Genomic DNA, 22,130 nt, shown 5'->3' on the forward strand with positions numbered 1-22,130 from the left:
TTTTAGTCGTCTCCGACTTCATCCGCGCCGAGGGCGCGGGCGGGGTCGGGGACGGCGATGGCCGCAGTGGCGAAAGCGCGCGGGGCGCCGCCGGGCCGGTATGAGGTGTAGGACACCACCGCGATGATCGCCCAGCCCGGTCCCCGCCGCACCAGCAGCGGCGAGCCGGAATCTCCATTGGCGATGTCGCAATCATGCTCGATCAGCCCAGAGGGCCGAAACCGCAGGATATTGCAGGTCTCCACCCCGGTGAGCGCCGAGCCGGTGTCCACCGAATAGCCGGCCTGCGTCACCGGGACAGCCCGCCAGTTGGTGGCGACCGCCATGCGCACGCCGAAGGCGATCAGGATCACCACGCCCAGCCCCGCAAGCCCCGCCAGCACAAGGCGGGAGCGACCGCTGCTGGCGGCCGCGGCGATGGCGGCCACCAGCACCATGGCCAGCGCGCCGATGAAATCTGGCCGGCGCGGTCGATTGTCCACCGCCGCCTCCACCGCCAGATATCCAAGCTCCGCGCCCAACGGCCGGTCCAGCCGCACCAGCGCCCAGTCGCCGTTTCGCACGAGCGTCGCGGCCACATCGCCGCCGCGCTCGACCCCATCGAGGACGCGGGCCTCCACAAGCCGCGCCTCCAACGGGCCGCCGGGAAGATCGCGCCCGGTGAGAAAGCGACCGGAGACGTTCAAATCGCCGCCCACGATGACGCAATGGGCGGCGGTGAGCACCACGTCCTCGGCGATGAGCGCGCCCGAACATCCCGCCCCGCCGTCAAAGCGCAGCTCGCCGATGACGCTCCAGGGAAACACGCTGGTGTCCCTGACCTTGCGGTCGTCGGCGCCGAAAATCGCCGGCGTCCAGCCCGGTCCGATAGGCTGGGCCGCAGCAGCAGACGCAAAGCCGCTCAGGCACGACAGCGCCATGGCCGCAAGCCCGGTCAGCCGGAGGGTGGTGGTCAAGGCGATCAAGGCGCGCACTCTCAGATGCTGGCCTGCAAGGCCGGAACGGCGAGCGTCGAGCCGCACAGCTACAGCCGGATCACGCCGTCGAGATAGCGCTTGGCCGCGCCCAGAAGCGTGACGCGGTTCTCCGCCTCGGCGCGCATGACCAGGGCGCCGGGGCGCGGGCCGATCTGGCGGGCGGACAGCTCGGCGCGGCCCAGGCGTTCGGCCCAGAACGGCGCGAGCGTACAATGGGCCGAGCCGGTGACCGGATCCTCGTCGATCCCGGCGTCCGGACAGAAAAAGCGCGAGACCACATCCGCGCTTTTACCTCTTGCGGTGGCGAGCACATTCACGCCGGTGCGCTTCAGCGCCGAGAAATCCGGGTTGAGCCCGGCGATCCCCGCCTCTCCGCTGTAGACGAACATCTGATAGCGCGCGCCATGAATGGGGTCGATTTCGAAGACTTCGGCGGGCGCGGCGCCTACGGCCTCCACCACCCCCGGCGCAGCCTCGCCGGGACGGGCGGGCACGGCGGGAAAGTTCACCGCGTAGCGCCCCGCCATCTCGCGGCGCACCTCAAGGCGGCCCGAGCGCGTATCAAAGCGCGCGACATCGCCGGCGACCCGGTCGTCCTCGAACAGATAGGCGCCGGCGGCCAGTGTCGCATGGCCGCAGAGATCCACTTCGCAGCCGGGGGTGAACCAGCGCAGGGTCCAGACGTCTTTCTCCGCCCCGGCCGTCACAAAAGCGGTCTCCGACAGATTATTGGACTGGGCGATCCCCAGAAGATCAGCGTCGTCCAGAAACACATCCATGGGGCACACCCCCGCCGGATTGCCGCTATGGGGGCGATCCCCGTCAGGAAAGGCGTGCAGTTCGCTGTAGGCGAGCGTCGTCATTGCGGGGCTCCACTTGTGGGCACGGTGTCGGCGGGATCGGGCGCGGCGCGGGACAGCGCGTCCAGGGCCAGCGCCAGCTCGCTGGGCCGTCTGGTGCGCGCAGTGCGCCAAGCGTACATGTCGGCGCGGTCCACCGCTTCGCCCTTAGCTGTGAACACCAGCACCGCCGGAGCGCCGGTGAGCGGCATGGCGCCCAGACGCTTCACGCTGTCAAGATTCCTGTCATAGCGGCCGATTGAGAATTTCACCGTCTCGAACCGCTCAGCGAGCACGGGGGCCACGGCGTCCGCGCCCATCATGGCGTCGAGCACTCGGCAATCCGGACACCAGGCGCCGCCCATCACCACAAGGACGCGCGTCTCCTGTTTAGCGGCGCGGGCGAAGGCCGCGTCCAGGGCGGCCGGAACGTCAAGGTCTTCATCATAGGGCGAGGCGTCGGTCATGGCGGGCTCCGGGCGGCTTTAACGCCGGGCTAGCGCGGCGGACGGCGCGCGTCCAGCACGTCCGGTGCGATATCCATGGGCGCGGCCTCCCAGTGCGCCTTCAACAGATCGGCGGTAAGCTCGGCGCGTTCATAGGGCCACCAGTGACCGCAGTCCTCAAACAGGTGAAAGCGCGCGCTGGTGCGCGACGCCAGGCGCTCACCCACCGCCGGATCGGCGTAAGGGTCATGCTCGCCCCACAGCACAAGGCCAGGCCCGGCCTGCTTCAGCCCGATGAGCGCATCACCCCAGTGTGCGCCAATGGTCACGGCGGAGCGATAAAGTTTTAAAATGCAGTCGCGCATGAGCGCGTCGCCGTGACGGGCCGTCTCTTCAGCGTGAGCGGCGGGGACGCGCTCGGCGGCCAGCGCCTGTGCGAAGGCGGCCTCGTCCATGGCCTCCATCAGCGCCTCGCCCTCGCCCGGCGTCTGCCAGATTTGCGCGACGGGGTGCCAGACATAAGCCTCGTCGATGGCCACGCCCCCGGCGCACCAGGATTTCACCAAGCCTGGATGAAGGCCCGCGACCCGTTGGACTAGCAGCCCGCCCCAGTCATGGCCCACCAGATGGACCGGCCCGCCGGCCGCATCGCAGGCCGCCTCGAGTTCGCCCGCCAGCCAGCGCGCGTAGGCGTCCATGGAGGCGTCAAAACCAGCCGGAATCTCGCGCCCGAATCCCGGCAGGTCCGGGCAGGCGTAATCGCCCGCAGGCAGGTGTTCAAGAACCGGCCCCCAGAGCCGATGCGTGTCAGGAACGCCGTGGATGAAGAGCACTGTCATGGGCGCAGAGTGGCGCGGCGCGCGGCGGAAGGAAAGACGTGCAGGCCCTCTTTCCCCCGTGTATGTGGGCCGTGCTAAACCGCCTTGCCCAGCACCCAGTCTTGATAGGTGACGCCGCCCACGTCGAATGCGCGCTCGCCGACGCTCTCAAACCCCATGCGGCCATAAAAGCCGAGCGCGCGATGGTTCTGCTTATATACGCCCAGCAGCAGGGTGCGGGCGCCGCGCCGCCGGGCGTAATCCTCGGCCATCCCGAGCAGTTTGCGCCCGAGCCCGGTACCGTGCAGGCGGCTGAGCACGTAGATGCGCTTGATCTCCAGATCGCCGTCTTGCGTCGGCACAGGCAGGTCCGGCACGGTGAGGTGGAGATACCCCACCGGCGCGCCGTCCATCAAGGCGAGCCAGAGCCGCTGGGCGGGATCGGCGATGGCCGCCGCGTAAACCGCCTCGGTCTGCTTTTCGGCGCAATGGCGCACCAGAGCAGCGCCGTCGATCACCCCGGCATAGCTTTCCAGAAACGTCGCCGCACCCACCAGCGCGATCGCGGCGGCATCCTCGGTGCTGGCGGGTTGGACGGTGATCATTGTCATGGCGCGCCCTTACCCCCTCTCCCCTGCGCCAGGCAAGCCCGCCCATCGCAATCCACCCTGCCTAGGCCACAGGTCGCGCTCCGCCCTCGGCGCGCAGGAAGCCAGATTTCAGGAGTTTCTCTTTTTGTTGATTTTCCGCGATGCCCAAAGCAGTTTCAGCCGGAAAGGCGGCGTTGAGATGTGGCCGCCCTGTACTTCAGCGCTCACATGCAAGGCCAGGCGCGCGTCGCCGAAATGGACGGCCCTGCAGCGAATGAGGCGGAGCGGAGCGATACTGCGGAGAGGACGCCATGATCAAGTTCGTCGTCAAAGGTGACCCCAAGGTTGGCGAAACCATATTGCTCAGGGCGGCCCTGATCGGCGCCGTTGTGGGCGGTGCAGCCATGATCGCCTGGCTGACGCTCGCCTGACCGGCGGCGCGTTGTCTTTATTTGCAGAGGTCCCACGGAAACATACCCGACCCGTATGTGTTTTATAGGAGCATGCCCCTGGAGCTGCGTGAAAGCGGCTCACATCGCTTCACCGCCGCTTCACCGGGATGTGACGGGCTTTAACAGCCGGAATAGAGTACCTACATGGGTCTGCCGCATCGCTACGTTTGGCTATGCGGCGGCGCCGAACAGGGGAGATGGACGCCATGGCCAATGCACCGATGCCAGCAATCACGCCGGAAGGCGGTCTGTCGCGCTATCTCGCGGAGATCCGCAAGTTTCCCATGCTTGAAAAGGAAGAGGAATTCATGCTCGCCCGGCGCTGGCAGGAGCACGAAGACACAGAAGCCGCCCACAAGATGGTCACCTCCCATCTGCGCCTGGTGGCCAAGATCGCCATGGGGTATCGCGGCTACGGCCTGCCGGTCGCCGAGGTGATCAGCGAAGGCAATGTGGGCCTGATGCAGGCGGTGAAGAAATTCGATCCCGACAAGGGCTTCCGGCTGGCCACTTACGCCATGTGGTGGATCCGCGCCTCGATCCAGGAATACATCCTGCGCTCGTGGTCGCTGGTGAAGATGGGCACCACCGCCGCCCAGAAGAAGCTGTTCTTCAATCTGCGCCGCATGAAGAGCCAGATGCGCGCCCTGGAGGAGGGCGATCTGCGCCCCGAGCAGGTGGAGCAGATCGCCACCAAGCTGGGCGTCACCGATGACGAGGTGATCTCCATGAACCGGCGCCTGTCCGGCCCGGACGCCTCTCTGAACGCCCCGCTGCGCAGCGAGAGTGAAAGCGAGTGGCAGGACTGGCTGACCGATGACGGCGCCGAAAGCGCCGAGGACGAGCTGGCCACGTCTGATGAGTTCGACATCCGCATGTCCCTGCTGCAGCAGGCAATGGGCGATCTCAACGAGCGTGAGAAGCACATCATCCAGGAACGCCGCCTCACTGAGGAACCCAAGACCCTGGAGGATCTGGCGCAGGTCTATGGCGTCAGCCGAGAGCGTATCCGCCAGATCGAGGTGCGCGCCTTCGACAAGCTGCAAAAGGCGATGAAGCGCCTTGCCGGCGAGCGCGGGATGTCGCCCGCTGAGGAAGAAGAAAACGCCTAAAGCGCGCCGCGCGCCCCGATTCAGCCAGACTTGTCACCCGGCCTCGACTGTTCGAGACTGATCTCCTGTGTCGTGGAGGGGCCTTGGTATGAATCGTCGCGATTTCTTCGCCAGTATGGCGGCGACGTCTGTCGCTCCCTACGCGCTCGGCGGCGGCGCCGCAAAAGCTGCGACGGCTCAGGCCCCGCAGGGCCGCCACAGCTTCCCGCCCGAGTGGGCGCCGCACGACGCGGTGTGGATGGGCTGGCCTGACCACGTCTCCGCATCGCCGGAGCATACGCGGCTGCGCCTTGAGATGCTGGCCGCCCTGACCCCGCACGTGCCGGTGCGCATGGTGGTCGAGGATGAGCAAAGGGCGTCCACGATCCACGGACTGATGACACAGGCCGGCGTTTCGCCGGACGCGGTCTCCTTTCACGTTCAGCCTGTCGTTGACACCTGGCTGCGCGATAACGGCCCGCTATTCATATCGGACGGTTCGACGCTTGAGCTGGCCGCCTTCGCCTGGAATAATTACGGCTTTCCCTGGCCGTTCACCGGACCGTCCTCAATCGAGCGCGGCGCGCTTGACCAGCAGATCGGTGCGCGGCTCGATTTTACTCAACGAGCCTCGGACATCGTGGCCGAAGGCGGCGGCATCGACGTCAATTCGCGTTCTCTCGTAACATATCGCGACGCGGCCATGCACCGAAACCCCGGTCGGACGCTGGGCGAAATCGAGGACGAACTGAAACGCCTCTACGGCAAGGAGCAGGTGATCTGGCTGGACCGCGCGCCAATCACCGACCGCATTTTCGCCGGCCCCAAGGTCGCCAATTTCTTCGGGTGGGGCGCGAACGGACACGTCGACGAATATGTCCGTTTCGTCGACGAAGAGACCATTCTCGTCGCCCAGGTCGGGGAACGCGAACGCGATCGCGACGCCTTGATGCGCCTGGATCACGAGATCCTCACTGAGAACCGCCGCCAGCTGGAGGCTGCGCGCGATCCAGACGGCCGGCGCTTCAACGTCATTCCCGTTCCGGTCCCCGATGTCGGGCCGTTCCTGCGCCCCCGCACGCTCACCGAAGCGGATTTCACCGCCTCCGAGAGCGGCCAGGACATGCGCTCGGTCTATCGCGATTTCAGCATCGGCGATGAAATCATCGAGGTTCCCGCTGTCAGCTATCTAAATTTCTTCGTGACGAACGGCGTCATCCTGTCCGCGCGCTACGGCGGGGCGGGTCGTCCGGAGCATTTGCGAGAAAGCGACGAGGCATTCGAAACGATCTTGAAAACTCGTTTTCCCGACCGTGAGATCGCTGGAATTCATCCGCTTGCCGCCAACTGGGACGGCGGCGGCATGCACTGTCTCACCCAGCAGCAGCCGCGGATCGACCCAGCCTGAGCCGGGGGCGCACGGCGCAGCCGTGGCGCGCCTAGTCTTTTCTTGCCAGTGGATGGGCGTCATTCACCAGGGCGGTGAGGCGCTCCTCCAGCACATGGGTGTAGATCTGGGTCGTCGACACGTCGGCATGACCTAGAAGCATCTGCACGCTGCGCAAATCCGCGCCATGGGCCAGAAGATGCGTGGCGAATGCATGGCGCACCACGTGCGGGCTTACCCGGTTGGGATCAAGTCCCCCGGCGATGGCGAGGTCCTTTAAAATCTGTGCAAAGCGCTCGCGGGTGAGATGGCCCGCCCTGGCCGTGCGCGAGGGAAACAGGGCGCGCTCGGCCGCCTTGCGGGAAGCTGCGTCCTTGGGCGGCAGATGCGCATCACGCACAGTCTTGTATCGCGCCACCGCCTCCATCGCCGCATCGGTGAGCGGGACCAAGCGTTCCTTGCCGCCCTTGCCCTTTACGATGAGGCAGCGTTCGGCGCGCGCAAACGCGGCGAGCGGCAGGGTGACGAGCTCGCTCACCCTGAGGCCGCCGGCGTAGAGCACCTCAAGAAGCGCGCGGGCGCGAAGCCCGGCTTCCGCCTCCATCAGGTCTGCAGCCGAAAACAGCGCGTCCACATCGGCTTCGCTGAGGACTTTGGGAAGGGGGCGCGGCTTGGCCGGACCCGAGAGCGGCGCGGCGGGATCATCGGCGCGCAGACCCTCTTTGAGAAGGAACCGGTAGAAGCGCTTCAGCGCTGAAAGCCGGCGCGCCGAGGTGGCCGGCGACAGGCCGTCGCGGGCGATCCCCGCCATCATCGCTTCAAGATCGCGCGTTGCGGCGGCGTCGAGTTCCGCGCCCAGCGAGGCCAGACGCTGCGACGCGTCCTCCAGATCGCGGGCATAGGCGGCGAGCGTGTTAGGCGCTGCGCCGCGCTCGGCCGCCATCATGTCAAGAAACAGCGAGACGCTGCGTCCGCTCACGCCGCCTCCGCCAGGATCTGCTCCAGGATCAGTCTAAGCGCCTCGCCGCGCAGACCCGCCCGGTCCAGAGACAGAGCCGCCGCGGCGCACACTTCGGCGCTGTCGGGCGCCTGCTCCAGGGCGTTGGCGGCCAGAAGCTGGGTCTCGCCCAGCGCCTGCGCTGAAGCAGCCAGCAGCATCGGCCCGAGCACCGGCGCCGGGGCGCCGTTTTCACGCGCAAGGCCCGTCATGGCGGCCCGGATCGCGCCGTCATCTTCGGCGCCCAGCGCTGCCAGACCCGCCGCCTGACACAGACGGGCGGGCGTGGCGCCTTCAATGCGCGCGCCCATGAGCGCGGCGAAGCCGTCGCCCTCGATCTGGCCCTCAGCCACGGCGCGGGCGAAATCGATCGCCACCATCCGCCCCGCCGCTGGCGGCGTCCAAGGAGGCTCGTCGACCACGAGGTCGGAGTAGGCGGGCGGCTGGGTCATGTCGGAGGGGCCGTCCGACGTAGGCTCCGACAGGGGCGCGCCAGGCTGCACTCCCATCTCGCGCACCAGCCGGGGCGGGCCGTCGATGAGCGCCTCGCGCCAGGCTCCCGCGGCCACGACGTCGTCGGCGGCCAGCGCCGCAAAGGTGAAGATCACCCCGTGGGCCAGCGTGTCCCCTGTGATCGGAAGGCGCGCGACCTCGGACCCATAAGCCGAGGCGACATCGAGAAACTCGCCGGCCTCGCGGGCGTCGGCGAGGCGGATGGCCAGCGCTTCGGCGGCGATCTCGCGATCAAGATCCTGACCGATCAGCGCGCCCAGCGCTGCGGCGCGGTCCGCGCCTTCCAGACTCACCGCCGCTTCCAGCGCTTCGGGCAGGGTGTCAGGCAGCGAAATGCGCGGGCCGGTGCGCGATGCGACACGCGCCAGCCAGGACGGCGCCGCGGCGCCCGCCTCGATGCGGGTCTCCGGCGCGATGCGGGCTGCGATGGCCAGCTGAAGGCCGGATACAGGTTTCAGGTTTGGAAGCGAGTCGCCGAAGACCAACGCCTCGAAAAGGGCGTCAAACTCCGGGTTCGGGGCCTGGGCGCGGGCGAGCTCGGCGGTGAGCTCAGCTGCGGGCATATTGCCGTCGAACGCCAGACACGCCGCCCGCGCGCGCAGCCAGTAGGGCGTGTCTCGGCCTTCAAGCAAAGCGTCGGCGGCGCGGCACGCCTCGCTAATTTCACCCAGCGCAAAGCTGGTTTCGGCCAGAAGGCGCGACAAAGCCGTGCTTTGATTGGTTGCAGGCGTGCGCACCAAAAGGCGCTGCACTTGCTGGGCGCGTCCTGCCGAGAGGGCGCGACCGGCGCGCATGGCGGCCATATCGTAGGCGCCTTCAGCCCCCTCCGGCGGCTCGCCGGCGGACAAAAGCGCGCGCAAAGCCAGCCGCGCGGCAGGTCCATTGGACCAGCCGGCCCCGTTACTTTCGGGAAGGCTGGTGAGCGCGGCGCGCAGCGCCGCAGCCTCTCCCGACGACCAAACCGTCGAGGGCAACGCGCCCCCACCGTCCACCTCGAACGGATCCACCGCGCCCAGCTGGCGCACCTCGATACCCTGCTGCGCCATCGCCGATTGCGCCCCGAGCGCCAGACAGGCGCCCGCCGCGGCGGCGAGCGCGCTAAGTTTGCCCGCGAAGCTCATCGCCCACCTCGATCCGGATTTCCTGAGGGTCCGGCGCGCCGGATTCGGCCATCATCAGAAGAGCCGTGAACCCGCCGCCGACAATCAGCAACAGGACCACAAGCCCGATAAAAAATCCTCGCATATTGCGTCGCTCCCAAGCGCAGCCCGCCGATCACCCGAATTAAGCAGGCGAATGCGGCGTTTTCCAGACGTTGAAGCCGTTGTAACGCGTTCGATTGCCCGTTTGAGCCATGATGCGTATAGCTTGATCCAGGCCATGACCACGAACATTCCCTTCCGCGCGCCAGAACGCCCCATCGCCCTCGTCGGTTTGATGGGTGTGGGCAAGACCACGATCGGCCGGCGCATCGCAAGCCGGCTCAAACGTCCCTTTGTGGACGCCGACGAGGCCGTGGCTGAAGCGGCGGGGCGGTCGGTGCCCGACATCTTTTCAGATTTTGGCGAGGCGGCCTTTCGCGACGGCGAGCGCCGGGTGATCTCGCGCCTTGTCGAGGAGAAGCGCCCCATGGTGCTGGCGCTCGGCGGAGGCGCGTTCGTCGATCCCGAAACCCGCGCGCTGCTGAAGAAAAAAGCGGTCACCGTATGGCTGAAGGCCGATCTGGATACGCTGATGGAGCGCGTAAGCCGCAAGCCCGGCCAGCGCCCCCTCCTGGACGATCCAGACCCGCGCGCGGTGATGGCCCGGCTGATGGCGAGCCGCGAGCCCGCCTATGCAGAGGCCGACATCGCGGTGGACAGCGAGACTGGCAGCCATGACGCCACGGTGGAGAAAGTCCTCTCCGCTTTGGCCGATCTGGAGGCCGAGACGCGATGATCACCGTTCCCGTCGAGCTTGGCGCGCGCAGCTATGACGTGCTGATCGGCGCCGGCGCGCTGGAGGCGGGCGCTGAGCGCCTGCCCGTATTGTGCCGGCGCGGACGCGCGCTTGTCGCCGCAGACCGCACCGCCCTCGCCCACCACGGTGAGCGCCTGCGGGCCGCTTTGGGCCAGGCGAAGCTGGAGCCGGTGATCTTCGAGATCGAGGGCGGCGAGGCGGCCAAAAGCTGGGCCGGGCTGGAAGCGCTGTGCGACCAGCTGCTGGACGCCAATATGGAGCGCGGCGAGAGCCTGATCGCGTTCGGCGGCGGCACGGTGGGCGATCTGGCGGGCTTCGCCAGCGCGGTCACCAAGCGCGGCGCCGGGTTCGTGCAGATCCCCACCACCTTGCTGGCCCAGGTGGACAGCTCGGTCGGCGGCAAGACCGGAATCAATACGCGCGCCGGCAAGAATCTCGCCGGCGCCTTCCATCAGCCGGGCCTGGTCATCGCTGACACAGGCTTTCTGGCCACCTTGCCCCAGCGCGAGGTGCGCGCCGGCTACGCCGAGATCGTCAAGGCCGGGCTTATCGCAGACGGGAACCTGTTCGACCGGCTGGAAGCACTGGGCGCGGACGCGCTGACCGGCCAGGCGCTGGACCAGGCCATCGCGTCAGCCGTGGCGTTCAAGGCGCGCATCGTCGCCGAGGATGAGCGCGAGGGCGGTGTGCGCGCGCTTTTGAACCTGGGCCACACCTTTGGGCACGCCTTTGAAGCCGAAGCACAAAAAGGCGCGCTGGTGCACGGTGAAGCGGTGGCGGCGGGGCTCGCCCTCGCCTTTGCATATTCGCAACGTCTCGGCGTCTGCCCGTCTGGCGCTGCGCAGCGTGTGCGTGATCACCTTCGCGCCGTGGGTCTGCCGGCCAGCGGACGCGAGCTTGCAGGCGGCCCCTATGACGCGTCCCGCCTGGTGGCGCGCATGGGATCGGACAAGAAGAACAGTGGCGGCGCGATTACACTGATACTAGCGAAAGGCATTGGTAACGCTTACATCGCTCGAGGTGCCGATACGCGCGATCTTGAAGATTTTTTAAGTGAGGACCTGACATCGAAATGAACCTCGAACCCTGGATGGGATGGGCGGCCCTGACGGTCCTGGGGCTTCTGGCCTTTTCCGCCTTCTTTTCCGGTTCGGAGACGGCGCTGACCGCGACATCGAAAGCGCGCATGCTCTCGCTGGAGAAAGACAAAGACGAGCGCGCCAAGCGGGTCAATCATTTGATTTCAGACCGCGAAAGCCTGATCGGCGCAATCCTTCTGGGCAATAATCTGGTCAACATCCTGGCCTCCTCCATCGCTGCGGCGGTGTTCCTGGCCATGTTCGGCGAGGCCGGCGTGCCCATCGCCACCCTGGTGATGACGCTGCTGGTGCTGATCTTCGCCGAGGTGATGCCCAAGACCTACGCCCTGTCCAATCCGGACCGGCTCGCTCTGGCGGTGTCTCTGCCGATACGCTTTTTCGTGACGATCTTCGCGCCGGTGGTGGCTGCGGTGCAGGCGGTTGTGCGCCTGGCCCTGCGCGTGCTGGGGGCCAATGTGGAAGGGCCGGTCTTATCCGCCCATGAGGAGATCCGGGGCCAGATCGACCTGCACCACCAGGAAGGCGGCGTGGTCAAAAGCGACCGCGACATGCTGGGCGGCGTGCTGGATCTGCGCGAGCTCACCGTCGACGACGTCATGGTTCACCGCAAGAATCTGGTGATGCTCGACATCGAACAGCCCGCCGGCGAGCTGGTGGAGACCGCGCTGACGAGCCCGCACACGCGCCTGCCGCTGTACAAGGACGATGCGGAGAACATCGTCGGGGTGCTCCATGTGCGCGATCTCGCCCGCGCCCTGCACCAGGCCGGCGGCGACGCCGAGAAGGTGGATATAGACGCGATCCGGCGCGAGCCCTGGTTTGTGCCCGAAACCACGCCGCTGCAGGAGCAGCTGACCAATTTCCGGGTCAAACGCGAGCACTTCGCCCTGGTCGTGGACGAATATGGCGGGCTGATGGGCGTCATAACGCTGGAAGATATTCTGGAAGAGATCGTCGGTGATATCGAAGACGAGCACGACGTGGCCGTGGCCGGCGTCGCGCCTCTTCCCGACGGCTTCGTCATGGTCGAAGGCGCCACGCCCATCCGCGACGTCAATCGCGCGCTGGATTGGGACCTGCCTGACGACGAGGCGGTGACAATCGCCGGTCTGGTGATCCACGAAGCCCAGACAATTCCCGAAGCCGGCCAGGTCTTCCGGTTTCACGGCGTCCAGTTCGAGATCCTCGACCGCAAGCGCAACCAGATCACGCAGATGCGCCTGAAAGCCGAGCCCAGGCCGGAAGCTTGACCAAAGAGCATACGTAACGCCTCTGTCCGCTCAGCCATATGGGGAGTCGTGCCACGCAGCGCTTGCCATGTCAGGTGACGCGAACGACTTCGCCCCAGGCGCTCAGGGCCGGCGCACGCCTTAGCCCGCCGCGAGCGACCGCCCGGGAACCGGAGCGCCGATCATGCGGGCGGCTTCTTCGAAACAGCGACCGCATTTGGGCTTGGCTCCGCAGGCCTTGAACACGCCGGGCACATCCACCGCACCATTGGCGGCGGCGGCCTTCACGTCGCGGCAGCGGATAACATTGCAAACACAGACGATCATGGGCGGCGGGCCTTGGACCTGGATCGGGGCGGGCGCACCCGCAACTCATTCGCAGCACCATATGAAGGAGAATGCGAATGATTGTCAATTGTGAAACGTGCCTGCGGTCCTGAGCGGGCTGCGACAGGTTCGCGCAGATAAGTCGCGCGCCGGACGAAGCGCGTTTGCAGCGGCCGAGTTGCTTGCCAGACAGGCCCGGAGCGCGGCCCACATGTGCCCCCCGTCGCCGCAGAGCGCGTGTCTTGCGCGAGGACCGTGCTATATGGTGCAATGCAATAAAGTCCGGACAAAAGATATATCAGCCGACCGGGCCGGCGAGCCGACGGTGAGGAGACCGCCTGTGCTCAAGTTCATCAATGTCGACCAGCGCTATCCCGACAAACGGTCGCCGGAAGAGCGCAAGGCCGATTTCGACGAGATCTACGCGCCCTTCGACATGGCGCGCGGGGAGGAGCAGGCTGAGCGCTGCTCCCAGTGCGGCGTGCCGTTCTGCCAGTCCGGCTGCCCGTTGCATAATGACATCCCCGACTGGCTGATGCTGGCCGCAGAGGGGCGCATGGAGGAGGCCTATGAGCGCTCCAGCGCCACCTCCACCATGCCCGAAGTGTGCGGCCGCATCTGCCCGCAAGACCGTCTGTGTGAAGGCGCATGCGTGATCGAACAGTCGGGGCATGGCTCGGTGACCATCGGTACGGTGGAGAGCTTCATCACCGAGACCGCGTGGAAGGAAGGCTGGGTGAAACCGGTCCGCACCAAGCCCGACACCGGGTTTTCGGTGGGGATTATCGGCGCCGGGCCTGCGGGCCTGTCGGCGGCCGAGCGCCTGCGCGAGCGCGGCCATGCGGTGACGGTCTATGACCGCCATGACCGCGCCGGCGGCTTGCTGATCTACGGCATCCCGAACTTCAAGCTGGACAAGCATGTGGTCACGCGCCGCGTGGAGCGCCTCCAGGAGAGCGGCGTCGACTTCAAGCTCAATTTTGAGGTCGGCCGCGACGCCACGCTGGACGATCTGCGCACCCGCCATGACGCGGTCTATATCGGCGCCGGCGCCTATGCGGCGCGCGCGCTGACCTGCCCCGGCGGCGGCGGACGCGGGCTGGTGGCGGCGCTGGATTACCTGACCGCCTCCAACCGGCGCGGCTTCGGCGAGACCATCGAAGACAACAACCGCCTGAACGCCGCCGGCAAGCGCGTCGTCGTGATCGGCGGCGGCGACACCGCCATGGACTGCGTGCGCACCGCGATCCGTCAGGGCGCCAGGGACGTGGCGTGCCTGTATCGCCGCGACCGCACCAACATGCCCGGCTCGGCGCGCGAAGTGGTCCACGCCGAGGAGGAAGGCGTGGTGTTCAACTGGCTCAGCGCTCCGGCTGCGATTCTCGGCGACGCCGAAACCGCCTCGGGCGTGAAAGTGCAGAAGATGGCGCTGGGCGCGCCCGACGCCTCCGGGCGCCGGCGCCCCGTGCCTCAGCCTGGCGAGGAAAGCGATTTTCCCGCCGACATGGTGATCGCCGCGCTGGGCTTTGAACCGGAAGACTTCCCCACCGCCTGGGCCGCCGCCGAGCTGGAGCTCAATGCGCGCGGCGCGGTGCGCGTCACCAAGGGCTGCCGCACCAATATCGACGGTGTTTACGCCGGCGGCGACGCGGTGCGCGGCGCCTCGCTTGTGGTCTGGGCGATTAAGGACGGCCAGGACGCGGCGAAAGCCATCCACGAAGACCTTATGGCGAAAGCCGAAACTGAGCGCCATGTCGCGCTCGCGGAGCCCGCCGAATGAGCGATTACGTCACCAAGTATGAAACCGAGCGCAACCGCCTGATCGAAGCGCACGCCTATAATCCTGAATCCGAGCGCTCATCGTGCGGCGTCGGGCTTGTGGCCGACACCTCGGGCAAGGCGCGCCGGGAAACCGTGCAGCTGGCCATCGACGCGCTGAAAGCCGTCTGGCACCGCGGCGCGGTGGACGCGGACGGGCGCACCGGCGACGGCGCCGGGCTGCGCGTCGGGATCCCCCAGGACTTCTTCAAGGCGCAGGTGGAGCGCACCGGGCACAAGCCCGGCGAGGCGCCCATCGGCGTGGGCATGGTGTTCCTGCCGCGTACCGACTTCGCCGCGCAGGAGCGCGGCCGCACCATCGTCGAGACCGAAGTCCTGCGCGCAGGCCTGCGCCTCTACGGCTGGCGTCAGGTGCCCATCGACCCCTCCTGCCTGGGCGAGAAGGCCGCCGCGACGCGCCCCGCCATCGAGCAGATCCTGTTCTGTGATCCCAAGAAGCGCTCGGCGAGCGTTCTGGAGCGCACGCTTTACCTCACCCGCCGGCGCATCGAGGCGCGCGCCCGCGCAGACGCCCTGCCCGGCTTTTACGTGTGCTCTCTGTCGGCGCGCGACGTGGTCTATAAGGGCATGTTCCTGGCCGAGGCCATCGACCAGTTCTATCCCGACCTGAAGGACGAGCGCTTCATCTCGCCCTTCGCCATGTTCCACCAGCGCTATTCCACCAACACCTTCCCCGAATGGAAGCTGGCCCAGCCCTTCCGCATGCTCGCCCATAACGGCGAGATCAACACGCTGAAGGGCAATCGCAACTGGATGAAGAGCCATGAGATCCTCATGGCCAGCAAGGCGTTCAAGGACGCCGAGAACGAGGTCAAGCCGGTGATCAGTCCCGGCGCGTCGGACTCTGCCGCGCTGGACGAAGTGTTCGAGATTCTGGTGCGCGCGGGCCGGTCTGCGCCCATGGCCAAGACGCTGCTTATCCCCGAGGCCTGGTCGAAGCGCTCCGAGCTGATGCCCGGCGCCTGGCGCGGCCTTTACGAGTACTGCAACTCGGTGATGGAGCCCTGGGACGGGCCGGCGGCCGTGGTGGCCTGCGACGGCCGCTGGGCGATCGCCGGGCTGGACCGCAACGGGCTGCGTCCGCTGCGCTGGAGCCTGTCAGACGACGGGCTTCTGGCCGTGGGTTCGGAAACCGGCATGGCCGAGATCCCCGTGGAGCGCGTGATCGAACGCGGCGCGGTGACGCCCGGGCGCATGATCGCGGTGGACCTGCAGGACGGGGGCTTCAAGCGCGAAACCGAGATGCTCGATTTCCTCAGCCAGAAGCACCCCTATGAAGGTTGGCTGAAGAATGTGCGCGAAATCGAATCCGATATCGGCCCCGGCCCAGAAGAGCCCCTGTTCGGCGAGGCCGAACGCGCGCGCCGTCAGGCGGCCGCCGGCCTCACCCTGGAAGAGATCGAGCTGATCCTGTCTCCCATGGCCGAAGGCGGCAAGGAGGCCATCGGGTCCATGGGAGATGACAGCCCGCTGGCGGTCCTGTCCAACCGCTACCGGCCGATCTCGCACTATTTCCGCCAGAACTTCTCCCAGGTCACCAATCCGCCCATCGATCCGCTGCGCGAAGGCCGGGTGATGAGCCTGAAGACGAGGTTCAAGAACCTCGGCAACATCCTGGCCGAGGATGAGACCCAGACCAATGTCTACGTGCTTGAAAGCCCCTGCCTGACCAATGGCATGTACGCCCGCCTGATCGCCATGCTGGGCGAGCGCGTGACCGTTATCGACGCCACCTTCCCCGCTGAAGCCGCGACCGGGACCGGCGCCGGCCTGATGGCCGCGCTGGACCGCATGCGCGAGGAAGCCGCCGAGGCGGTGAAGAACGGCGCCGAGCACCTGGTCCTCACCGACGAGGCGCAGGGAGTCGATCGCTGCGCGGCGCCCATGGCGCTGGCGGTGGGCGCGGTGCACACCCACCTCACCCGCAAGGGCCTGCGCACTTACACATCGCTTAATGCGCGCGCGTCCGACGTCACCGATCCCCACGGCCTGGCCGTGCTGATCGGTCTGGGTGCGACCACGGTCAATCCCTACATCGCCTTTGAAACCGTCTCCACGCGCACCCAGCGGGGCCTCAAATCCATGAGCGCGGAGACAAAGGCCGACAACATGCAGAAGGCCTTCGACGCGGGTCTCCTCAAGATCATGTCCAAGATGGGCATCTCAGTGGTCAGCTCCTATCGCGGCGGGTGCAATTTTGAAGTCCTGGGCCTCTCGCGCGCCGTAGCGAGCGAGTATCTGGGCGGCGTCACCAGCCGGATTTCCGGCATCGGGCTTGCCGGTCTTGAAAGCAAGCTGGCCGAGCTGCACCGCTGGGCGTGGTCGAACGAGGACGCGGTGCGCCTGCCCATCGGCGGGTTCTACCGCCAGCGCTCCTCGGGCGAGGTTCATGCAGTGGAGGCGAAATCCGTCTCCGCCCTGCAAAAGGCCGTGCGCGAGGAGGATTATGAGTCCTTCCGCGAATACGTTCGCCTGCAGGCACGTGACGAGCAGCCGATCCAGCTGCGCGATCTTCTGGAGCCGCGCCCGCTGGGCCCCTCGATCGACGTCTCAAAATGCGAAAGCGTCAATGAGATCCGTCAGCGCTTCGTGACGCCGGGCATGAGCCTGGGCGCGCTGTCGCCTGAAGCCCATGGCGCCCTCAATGTCGCCATGAACCGGATCGGCGCAAAGTCCGTGTCGGGCGAAGGCGGCGAAGACCCCTCGCGCTACACCCCGCTGCCCAGCGGAGACAACATGAACTCGGCGGTCAAGCAGGTGGCCTCGGGGCGCTTCGGAGTCACGGCCGAATACCTCAACCAGTGCCGCGAGATCGAGATCAAGGTGGCCCAGGGCGCCAAGCCCGGCGAAGGCGGTCAGCTGCCCGGCTTCAAGGTCACCGAGTTCATCGCCAAGCTGCGTCACGCCACGCCCGGCACGACGCTGATCAGCCCGCCGCCGCACCACGATATCTACTCAATCGAGGATCTGGCCCAGCTGATCTATGACCTCAAACAGATCAATCCGGAGGCGCGCGTCTGCGTGAAGCTGGTGAGCGCCGACGGCGTCGGCGCGGTGGCGGCGGGAGTCGCCAAGGCCCATGCCGACATCATCCTGATCTCCGGCAATGTGGGCGGCACAGGCGCCAGCCCGCAAACCTCCATCAAGTTCGCCGGCGCGCCGCTGGAGCTGGGCTTGTCTGAAGCCCATCAGGTGCTTTCGCTCAACGGTCTGCGCGAGCGGGTGACGCTGCGCGCCGACGGCGGAATCCGCACCGGGCGCGACGTGGTGATCGCGGCGATGCTGGGCGCGGAAGAGTTCGGCATCGGTACGACGAGCCTCATCGCGCTCGGCTGCCTGATGGTGCGCCAGTGCCATTCCAACACCTGCCCCGTGGGCGTGTGCACCCAGGACGACGCGTTGCGCAAGCGCTTCACCGGGCTTGCCGACCATGTGGTCAATCTGATGACCTTCATCGCCCGCGACACCCGCGAGATCCTTGCAAAGCTCGGCGCCTCCAGCCTGGAGGACGTCATCGGCCGGGCCGATCTTCTTGATCAGGTGAGCCGCGGCTCCACCCATCTTGATGATCTGGATCTCAACCCGCTTCTGGTGCGCGTGGACCCGCAGGCGCGGCCGCCCCGCTCCACCCGCCAGCAGCGCAACGCCGTGGCGCCCAGCCTGGACGAGCAGATCCTCAAGGACGCCGCGCCGGTGTTCAGCCGCCGCGAGAAGATGCAGCTGGTCTATGACGTGAAGAACACCGACCGGGCTGTCGGCACGCGCACCAGCTCGAAAATCGTGCGCACCTTCGGCAAGGACGGGCTGGAAGACGGCCAGCTGACCCTGCGTCTGCGTGGTTCAGCCGGGCAGAGCCTCGGCGCGTTCGCCGCCAAGGGCCTGCGAATCGAGCTTGAGGGCGACGCCAACGACTATGTGGGCAAGGGGCTCTCCGGGGCCACCATCGCGATCCGGCCGTTCGGCGGCGCCAAAGCCCACAAGCCCGGCGACGCCATCATCGGCAACACGGTGCTGTACGGCGCGACATCCGGCCGGCTGTTCGCCGCCGGCGGCGCCGGCCAGCGCTTCGCGGTGCGCAATTCCGGCGTGGAAGTGGTCGTGGAAGGCTGCGGCGCCAACGGGTGCGAGTACATGACCGGCGGCGTCGCGGTGATCCTGGGCAAGGTGGGCGACAATTTCGCCGCCGGCATGACCGGGGGCGAAGCTTTTGTGCTGGATGAGGACGAACGTCTGGAGCCGCGGCTCAATCCCGACAGCGTCTTCATCAGCGATCTCAAAGGCGAATCCGAGAAGCGCTGCCGCGCGCTGATCGAGGCCCATTACGCCAGCACCGGCAGCCTGCACGCCGCAGCGATCCTCAATGACTGGGAGCTGCGCAAGGCACACATTCGCCATGTGGTTCCATTTGAAGCGGCCCGGCTGGAGGCTGGAGGCGAGAAGCGGGCCTAGCGCCCGCCTTTCGCCTCCGGCCCCGGTCCTTGGTCACGACGCTGGCTCTCAGCCTGGCGCGCCAAGGCCTTCTCGATCGTGTTCAGGCTTTTCTTGTGCGCCTTGAACAGGAAGTCGGCGATGTCGCCCACCACCGGGACCGAGCCGATCAGGGCGTCCAACACCGTGTAGGCGACGATGCGCGCCTTCACAGCGTTGGACAGGCGGAGATTGTGGGCGCTGGTGACCATCACCGCGCCGCCAGCCAGCGTCACCAAGCCGCCCACGCCAGGTATAAGGCCCAGCACACCGTCAAGGCCGAACCGGAAGCCGAAAATGCTGAACCGCTCGTCAAGAAGGCGCGCCCAGCCGCGCGCTCGCGCCAGGGGGCGAGGCAGGGCGCTGTCAGAACTGGCGTTGTCACGGGGCATGGGTGTCGAACGCGCCGGCCCGACGGGCGTTCCCGCCGGCGCTCCCGCCGGCACAACGCCCTGACCGGCGGTCCGCATCACGGCCTTTGAAACCTCGCTCGCACTTGCGTCTGACATGCAAAGATTCCTTTCCATGCTTGCTTGGCGCGGGGCGCCGGGGCGGGTAAAGCAAGGGTGAAATCAGAATCGAAAGGACGCGCACCATGAAGGGCGACCCCAAGGTCATCGAGCACCTGAACAAGGCGCTGAAGCTGGAGCTGACCACCGTCAACCAGTACTTCCTGCACGCACGAATGTTCCGCGACTGGGGCTTCCAGCGCCTGGCGAAGATGGAGTATGAGGAATCCATCGACGAGATGAAGCACGCCGATGTGCTCATCGAGCGGATCCTGTTCCTGGAAGGTCTGCCCAATGTGCAGGATCTGGGCAAGGTGCTCATCGGCGAGACGATCAAGGAATGCCTTGAATGCGATCTTGAAGCCGAGCGGCGCGCCCATCCGGTCTATAAGGACGCGGTCGCCTATTGCGAAAGTGTCGGCGACTACGTCACCCGCCAGATCTTCGATGCGATCCTCAAGAGCGAGGAAGAGCATATCGACTTCCTGGAGACCCAGCTCTCCCTCATCGAGAAGATCGGTGAGGAGCGCTACATGCATTCGCAGATGGGCGATTACGACAAGAGCTAGGCCTGCCCCGCCTGCTTGAACGCCTGTTTCAACACGATCTGCGCCGCCGGCGACTCACGTCATCGGCGGCGCTGCTGTGTCCGGCTCAGGCCTGCGTCATCGCCAGCCACGTCATGTAGCCCGCATAGGCCAGGAGAAGCAGGACGCCCTCGCGCCGATCCACCCGCCAGCCGGTGATGGAAAAGGCGATGAGCGCGCCGGCCGAGGCGAGCATCACCAGCACGTCGACCCCAAAGGCGCCCGGCGCCAGATCAAACGGCCGGGCGAGCGCCGCCGCGCCCAGAATGCCCAGCGCATTAAAAATATTGGAGCCGATGATATTACCGAAGGCGAGATCGGACTCCCCCTTGCGCGCGGCCGAAAGCGACGCGGCCAGCTCCGGCAGCGAGGTGCCCACCGCTACGATGGTCAGGCCGATCACCGCCTCTGAAATCCCGGCCGCGGCGGCCAGCACCGTGGCGCCGTTCACCAATAGCCCCGCGCCGCCCACGACGCCCACCAGCCCGGCCAGCAAAAACAGGGTGGAGACAAGCGGCCCGCCGGGCGCCGTCACGGTCTCCGCCTCACCGGCATGGAGCGCCGCGCCGGCGTCCTTGGTGCGCTGGTCGATGAGATAGCTCGCCACCACATAGACAATGAGCAGGGCGAACAGAATCGCGCCTGTGAGCCGTGAAAACGGCAGGAAGAGTGTCACCGCGGCTGCGGCCATCGTCGCCAGAATCAACGCCGGTCCGTCGCGGCGAAACGCGCTGGCCTGAACGCTCATGGGCGCGATCACCGCAGTGACGGCCAGGATCAGCAGGATATTGGCGATGTTCGAGCCGATGACATTGCCCACCGCCACAGCCGGCGATCCGGACAGGCTGGCGGTCACCGAAGTGGTCATCTCAGGCATGGATGTGCCGAAGCCCACGACCACCAGCCCGATCAGGAGCGGCGACACGCCCAGCGCCTTGGCGAGCCCGGTCGCGCCGCGCACAAGCGCGTCGCCGCCGGCGACCAGCAGGACCAGACCGGCGAGAATAAAGGCGAAACTCATGAAACTTCCCACCAGCTGAACCGCTTGCAAATGGCCCCGCCCGGATCACCACGCAAGGCCGTCGCCGGGCCGAGTCTTGACGCTTCGCAGCGCCGTCGCGGCGGCTGGACGATGACGCGGACGCGGCGCCGCCCTATGTTAGGGTCAACAAACACCACGCCGGGCCGCATACGCCCGCCAGACACTGGAGAATGGACGCTATGCGCTTTCGTTCCGACACCGAGTACAAGACCAGCCTCATCCCCGCCGACAAGGCCCTGCCAGGGCGCATCCAGGCTCTCCCCACCGCCGCGACTCATTCGGTCTTCGGCCGGGCGCTGAAGGAGGACGTCCCCGCCGGCGCGGAAAGCATCGTGTTCGCCATGGGGTGCTTCTGGGGCGTGGAGCGGATCTTCTGGCGGATCGAGGGCGTGCTGAACACCGCCGTTGGATACGCCGGCGGCATCACCCCGAACCCCACCTATGAGGAAGTGTGCTCGGGACGCACCGGCCACACCGAGGTGGTGCGCGTGGTGTTCGACCCGGCCAAAGTCAGCTTCGACGCGCTGCTTAAAGCCTTCTGGGAGGGCCATGACCCCACTCAGGGCATGCGCCAGGGCAATGATATCGGCACTCAGTACCGCTCGGCGATCTACTGGAACACGCCGGCTCAGGCGCAGGCCGCCGAAGCCAGCGCCAAGGCCTATGACGCCGCGCTGGACGCCGCAGGCAAGGGATCGGTCACCACCGAAATCCGCGAAGCCGGCCCGTTCTACTTCGCCGAGGGTTATCACCAGCAATACCTGGCGAAAAACCCCGGCGGCTATTGTGGCATCGGCGGCACCGGCGTCGCCTGCCCCATCGGCGTCGGCGTTCAGGCGGAGTAGAGGGCGCGCGCTGAGCTGGAGCGGACCGGGTCGGGCGCAATGGCGCCCGCTATCTTCCGGGACGTTTGCGCAACCACCCCCTCCGTCCGGCTCCGCCGGACGTTCGCCTGTTCGAT

Annotated in this window: 20 protein-coding genes; 9 read left to right on the plus strand and 11 right to left on the minus strand. The window is 66.9% G+C overall.

The annotated features are described in order from the left end of the window. Positions 1 to 2: 2 nt before the first annotated feature. The 5 genes from ACWCOP_RS11565 to ACWCOP_RS11585 form a co-directional block, all read right to left on the minus strand. On the minus strand, positions 3 to 956 hold the full coding sequence (locus tag ACWCOP_RS11565) for a trypsin-like serine peptidase (protein WP_478248438.1): 954 nt from the start codon (positions 954 to 956) through the stop codon (positions 3 to 5). A gap of 68 nt (positions 957 to 1,024) precedes the next feature. Further along, a complete protein-coding gene (locus ACWCOP_RS11570) occupies positions 1,025 to 1,840 on the minus strand; it encodes a PhzF family phenazine biosynthesis protein (RefSeq protein WP_478248439.1) in 816 nt (271 codons plus the stop codon). Then, complete coding sequence (locus tag ACWCOP_RS11575; RefSeq protein WP_478248440.1) at positions 1,837 to 2,283, minus strand: thioredoxin family protein; 447 nt, start codon at positions 2,281 to 2,283, stop codon at positions 1,837 to 1,839. Before ACWCOP_RS11575 ends, ACWCOP_RS11570 begins: the two co-directional genes overlap by 4 nt. A gap of 29 nt (positions 2,284 to 2,312) precedes the next feature. Continuing rightward, a complete protein-coding gene (locus ACWCOP_RS11580; protein WP_478248441.1) occupies positions 2,313 to 3,101 on the minus strand; it encodes an alpha/beta fold hydrolase in 789 nt (262 codons plus the stop codon). Between the two features lie 74 nt (positions 3,102 to 3,175). After that, positions 3,176 to 3,691 carry a GNAT family N-acetyltransferase gene (locus ACWCOP_RS11585; RefSeq protein WP_478248442.1) on the minus strand — a complete coding sequence of 172 codons (516 nt, stop codon included), beginning with the start codon at positions 3,689 to 3,691 and terminating at the stop codon, positions 3,176 to 3,178. Positions 3,692 to 4,328: 637 nt separating this feature from the next. Between ACWCOP_RS11585 and rpoH the strand changes: the two genes are divergently transcribed. Together rpoH and ACWCOP_RS11595 are read left to right on the plus strand one after the other, a co-directional pair. Further along, complete coding sequence (gene rpoH / locus ACWCOP_RS11590) at positions 4,329 to 5,234, plus strand: RNA polymerase sigma factor RpoH (RefSeq protein WP_478248443.1); 906 nt, start codon at positions 4,329 to 4,331, stop codon at positions 5,232 to 5,234. Positions 5,235 to 5,322: 88 nt separating this feature from the next. Then, entirely contained in the window at positions 5,323 to 6,621 is a 1,299-nt protein-coding gene (locus ACWCOP_RS11595; RefSeq protein ID WP_478248444.1) for an agmatine deiminase family protein, read from the plus strand. A gap of 31 nt (positions 6,622 to 6,652) precedes the next feature. Here ACWCOP_RS11595 and ACWCOP_RS11600 read toward each other — a convergent pair whose 3' ends face one another. The 3 genes from ACWCOP_RS11600 to ACWCOP_RS11610 are packed head-to-tail and all read right to left on the minus strand — an operon-like array spanning position 6,653 to position 9,355. After that, entirely contained in the window at positions 6,653 to 7,579 is a 927-nt protein-coding gene (locus tag ACWCOP_RS11600) for a site-specific tyrosine recombinase XerD (protein WP_478248445.1), read from the minus strand. Then, complete coding sequence (locus ACWCOP_RS11605) at positions 7,576 to 9,231, minus strand: hypothetical protein (RefSeq protein WP_478248446.1); 1,656 nt, start codon at positions 9,229 to 9,231, stop codon at positions 7,576 to 7,578. Before ACWCOP_RS11605 ends, ACWCOP_RS11600 begins: the two co-directional genes overlap by 4 nt. Then, the gene (locus ACWCOP_RS11610) at positions 9,209 to 9,355 is read right to left on the minus strand and encodes a hypothetical protein (RefSeq protein ID WP_478248447.1); all 147 of its coding nucleotides are present in this window, start codon (positions 9,353 to 9,355) and stop codon (positions 9,209 to 9,211) included. The genes ACWCOP_RS11605 and ACWCOP_RS11610 overlap by 23 nt, the downstream gene beginning before the upstream one ends. A gap of 135 nt (positions 9,356 to 9,490) precedes the next feature. Between ACWCOP_RS11610 and ACWCOP_RS11615 the strand changes: the two genes are divergently transcribed. From ACWCOP_RS11615 to ACWCOP_RS11625, 3 genes are read left to right on the plus strand one after another with little or no spacing between them, the layout of a single operon-like run. Next, positions 9,491 to 10,048 (plus strand): shikimate kinase, encoded by a 558-nt coding sequence (locus tag ACWCOP_RS11615; protein WP_478248448.1) that lies wholly within the window; start codon positions 9,491 to 9,493, stop codon positions 10,046 to 10,048. Beyond that, positions 10,045 to 11,145, plus strand: coding sequence for a 3-dehydroquinate synthase (gene aroB / locus ACWCOP_RS11620; RefSeq protein WP_478248449.1), 1,101 nt, complete (start codon positions 10,045 to 10,047; stop codon positions 11,143 to 11,145). The genes ACWCOP_RS11615 and aroB overlap by 4 nt, the downstream gene beginning before the upstream one ends. Further along, positions 11,142 to 12,419 (plus strand): HlyC/CorC family transporter, encoded by a 1,278-nt coding sequence (locus ACWCOP_RS11625; RefSeq protein ID WP_478248450.1) that lies wholly within the window; start codon positions 11,142 to 11,144, stop codon positions 12,417 to 12,419. The genes aroB and ACWCOP_RS11625 overlap by 4 nt, the downstream gene beginning before the upstream one ends. Positions 12,420 to 12,539: 120 nt before the next feature. On the opposite strand, the gene ACWCOP_RS11630 is transcribed toward ACWCOP_RS11625, so the two are convergent. Next, on the minus strand, positions 12,540 to 12,725 hold the full coding sequence (locus ACWCOP_RS11630; RefSeq protein WP_478248451.1) for a (2Fe-2S)-binding protein: 186 nt from the start codon (positions 12,723 to 12,725) through the stop codon (positions 12,540 to 12,542). Between the two features lie 340 nt (positions 12,726 to 13,065). On the opposite strand from ACWCOP_RS11630, the gene ACWCOP_RS11635 reads away from it, so the two are divergent. Both ACWCOP_RS11635 and gltB read left to right on the plus strand, forming a co-directional pair. Then, on the plus strand, positions 13,066 to 14,505 hold the full coding sequence (locus tag ACWCOP_RS11635) for an NAD(P)-dependent oxidoreductase (protein ID WP_478248452.1): 1,440 nt from the start codon (positions 13,066 to 13,068) through the stop codon (positions 14,503 to 14,505). Then, positions 14,502 to 19,013 carry a glutamate synthase large subunit gene (gene gltB / locus ACWCOP_RS11640; protein ID WP_478248453.1) on the plus strand — a complete coding sequence of 1,504 codons (4,512 nt, stop codon included), beginning with the start codon at positions 14,502 to 14,504 and terminating at the stop codon, positions 19,011 to 19,013. The genes ACWCOP_RS11635 and gltB overlap by 4 nt, the downstream gene beginning before the upstream one ends. Here gltB and ACWCOP_RS11645 read toward each other — a convergent pair. Next, positions 19,010 to 19,540: a DUF4112 domain-containing protein gene (locus tag ACWCOP_RS11645; protein WP_478248454.1), complete on the minus strand. Its 531-nt coding sequence runs from the start codon at positions 19,538 to 19,540 to the stop codon at positions 19,010 to 19,012. The genes gltB and ACWCOP_RS11645 overlap by 4 nt on opposite strands. Before the next feature lie 86 nt (positions 19,541 to 19,626). Between ACWCOP_RS11645 and bfr the strand changes: the two genes are divergently transcribed. Further along, complete coding sequence (gene bfr / locus ACWCOP_RS11650) at positions 19,627 to 20,109, plus strand: bacterioferritin (protein ID WP_478248455.1); 483 nt, start codon at positions 19,627 to 19,629, stop codon at positions 20,107 to 20,109. An 85-nt stretch (positions 20,110 to 20,194) separates the two neighbouring features. On the opposite strand, the gene ACWCOP_RS11655 is transcribed toward bfr, so the two are convergent. Further along, complete coding sequence (locus tag ACWCOP_RS11655; RefSeq protein WP_478248456.1) at positions 20,195 to 21,148, minus strand: calcium/sodium antiporter; 954 nt, start codon at positions 21,146 to 21,148, stop codon at positions 20,195 to 20,197. 200 nt (positions 21,149 to 21,348) lie between these two features. On the opposite strand from ACWCOP_RS11655, the gene msrA reads away from it, so the two are divergent. Then, complete coding sequence (gene msrA / locus ACWCOP_RS11660) at positions 21,349 to 22,014, plus strand: peptide-methionine (S)-S-oxide reductase MsrA (RefSeq protein WP_478248457.1); 666 nt, start codon at positions 21,349 to 21,351, stop codon at positions 22,012 to 22,014. The last annotated feature ends 116 nt before the right edge of the window (positions 22,015 to 22,130 follow it).

The organism is Apolloniradiicaulis salifontis (genome assembly GCF_053756655.1).

What these genes read in the sequence shown, in the direction of transcription:
- ACWCOP_RS11630 (WP_478248451.1), bottom strand. Translation starts at nt 12,725, where the DNA reads ATGATCGTCTGTGTTTGCAATGTTATCCGCTGCCGCGACGTGAAGGCC.
- ACWCOP_RS11575 (WP_478248440.1), bottom strand. Translation starts at nt 2,283, where the DNA reads ATGACCGACGCCTCGCCCTATGATGAAGACCTTGACGTTCCGGCCGCC.
- ACWCOP_RS11595 (WP_478248444.1), top strand. Translation starts at nt 5,323, where the DNA reads ATGAATCGTCGCGATTTCTTCGCCAGTATGGCGGCGACGTCTGTCGCT.
- ACWCOP_RS11580 (WP_478248441.1), bottom strand. Translation starts at nt 3,101, where the DNA reads ATGACAGTGCTCTTCATCCACGGCGTTCCTGACACGCATCGGCTCTGG.
- msrA (WP_478248457.1), top strand. Translation starts at nt 21,349, where the DNA reads ATGCGCTTTCGTTCCGACACCGAGTACAAGACCAGCCTCATCCCCGCC.
- ACWCOP_RS11610 (WP_478248447.1), bottom strand. Translation starts at nt 9,355, where the DNA reads ATGCGAGGATTTTTTATCGGGCTTGTGGTCCTGTTGCTGATTGTCGGC.
- ACWCOP_RS11655 (WP_478248456.1), bottom strand. Translation starts at nt 21,148, where the DNA reads ATGAGTTTCGCCTTTATTCTCGCCGGTCTGGTCCTGCTGGTCGCCGGC.
- gltB (WP_478248453.1), top strand. Translation starts at nt 14,502, where the DNA reads ATGAGCGATTACGTCACCAAGTATGAAACCGAGCGCAACCGCCTGATC.
- ACWCOP_RS11625 (WP_478248450.1), top strand. Translation starts at nt 11,142, where the DNA reads ATGAACCTCGAACCCTGGATGGGATGGGCGGCCCTGACGGTCCTGGGG.
- aroB (WP_478248449.1), top strand. Translation starts at nt 10,045, where the DNA reads ATGATCACCGTTCCCGTCGAGCTTGGCGCGCGCAGCTATGACGTGCTG.
- bfr (WP_478248455.1), top strand. Translation starts at nt 19,627, where the DNA reads ATGAAGGGCGACCCCAAGGTCATCGAGCACCTGAACAAGGCGCTGAAG.
- ACWCOP_RS11615 (WP_478248448.1), top strand. Translation starts at nt 9,491, where the DNA reads ATGACCACGAACATTCCCTTCCGCGCGCCAGAACGCCCCATCGCCCTC.
- ACWCOP_RS11570 (WP_478248439.1), bottom strand. Translation starts at nt 1,840, where the DNA reads ATGACGACGCTCGCCTACAGCGAACTGCACGCCTTTCCTGACGGGGAT.
- ACWCOP_RS11645 (WP_478248454.1), bottom strand. Translation starts at nt 19,540, where the DNA reads ATGTCAGACGCAAGTGCGAGCGAGGTTTCAAAGGCCGTGATGCGGACC.
- ACWCOP_RS11605 (WP_478248446.1), bottom strand. Translation starts at nt 9,231, where the DNA reads ATGAGCTTCGCGGGCAAACTTAGCGCGCTCGCCGCCGCGGCGGGCGCC.
- rpoH (WP_478248443.1), top strand. Translation starts at nt 4,329, where the DNA reads ATGGCCAATGCACCGATGCCAGCAATCACGCCGGAAGGCGGTCTGTCG.
- ACWCOP_RS11585 (WP_478248442.1), bottom strand. Translation starts at nt 3,691, where the DNA reads ATGACAATGATCACCGTCCAACCCGCCAGCACCGAGGATGCCGCCGCG.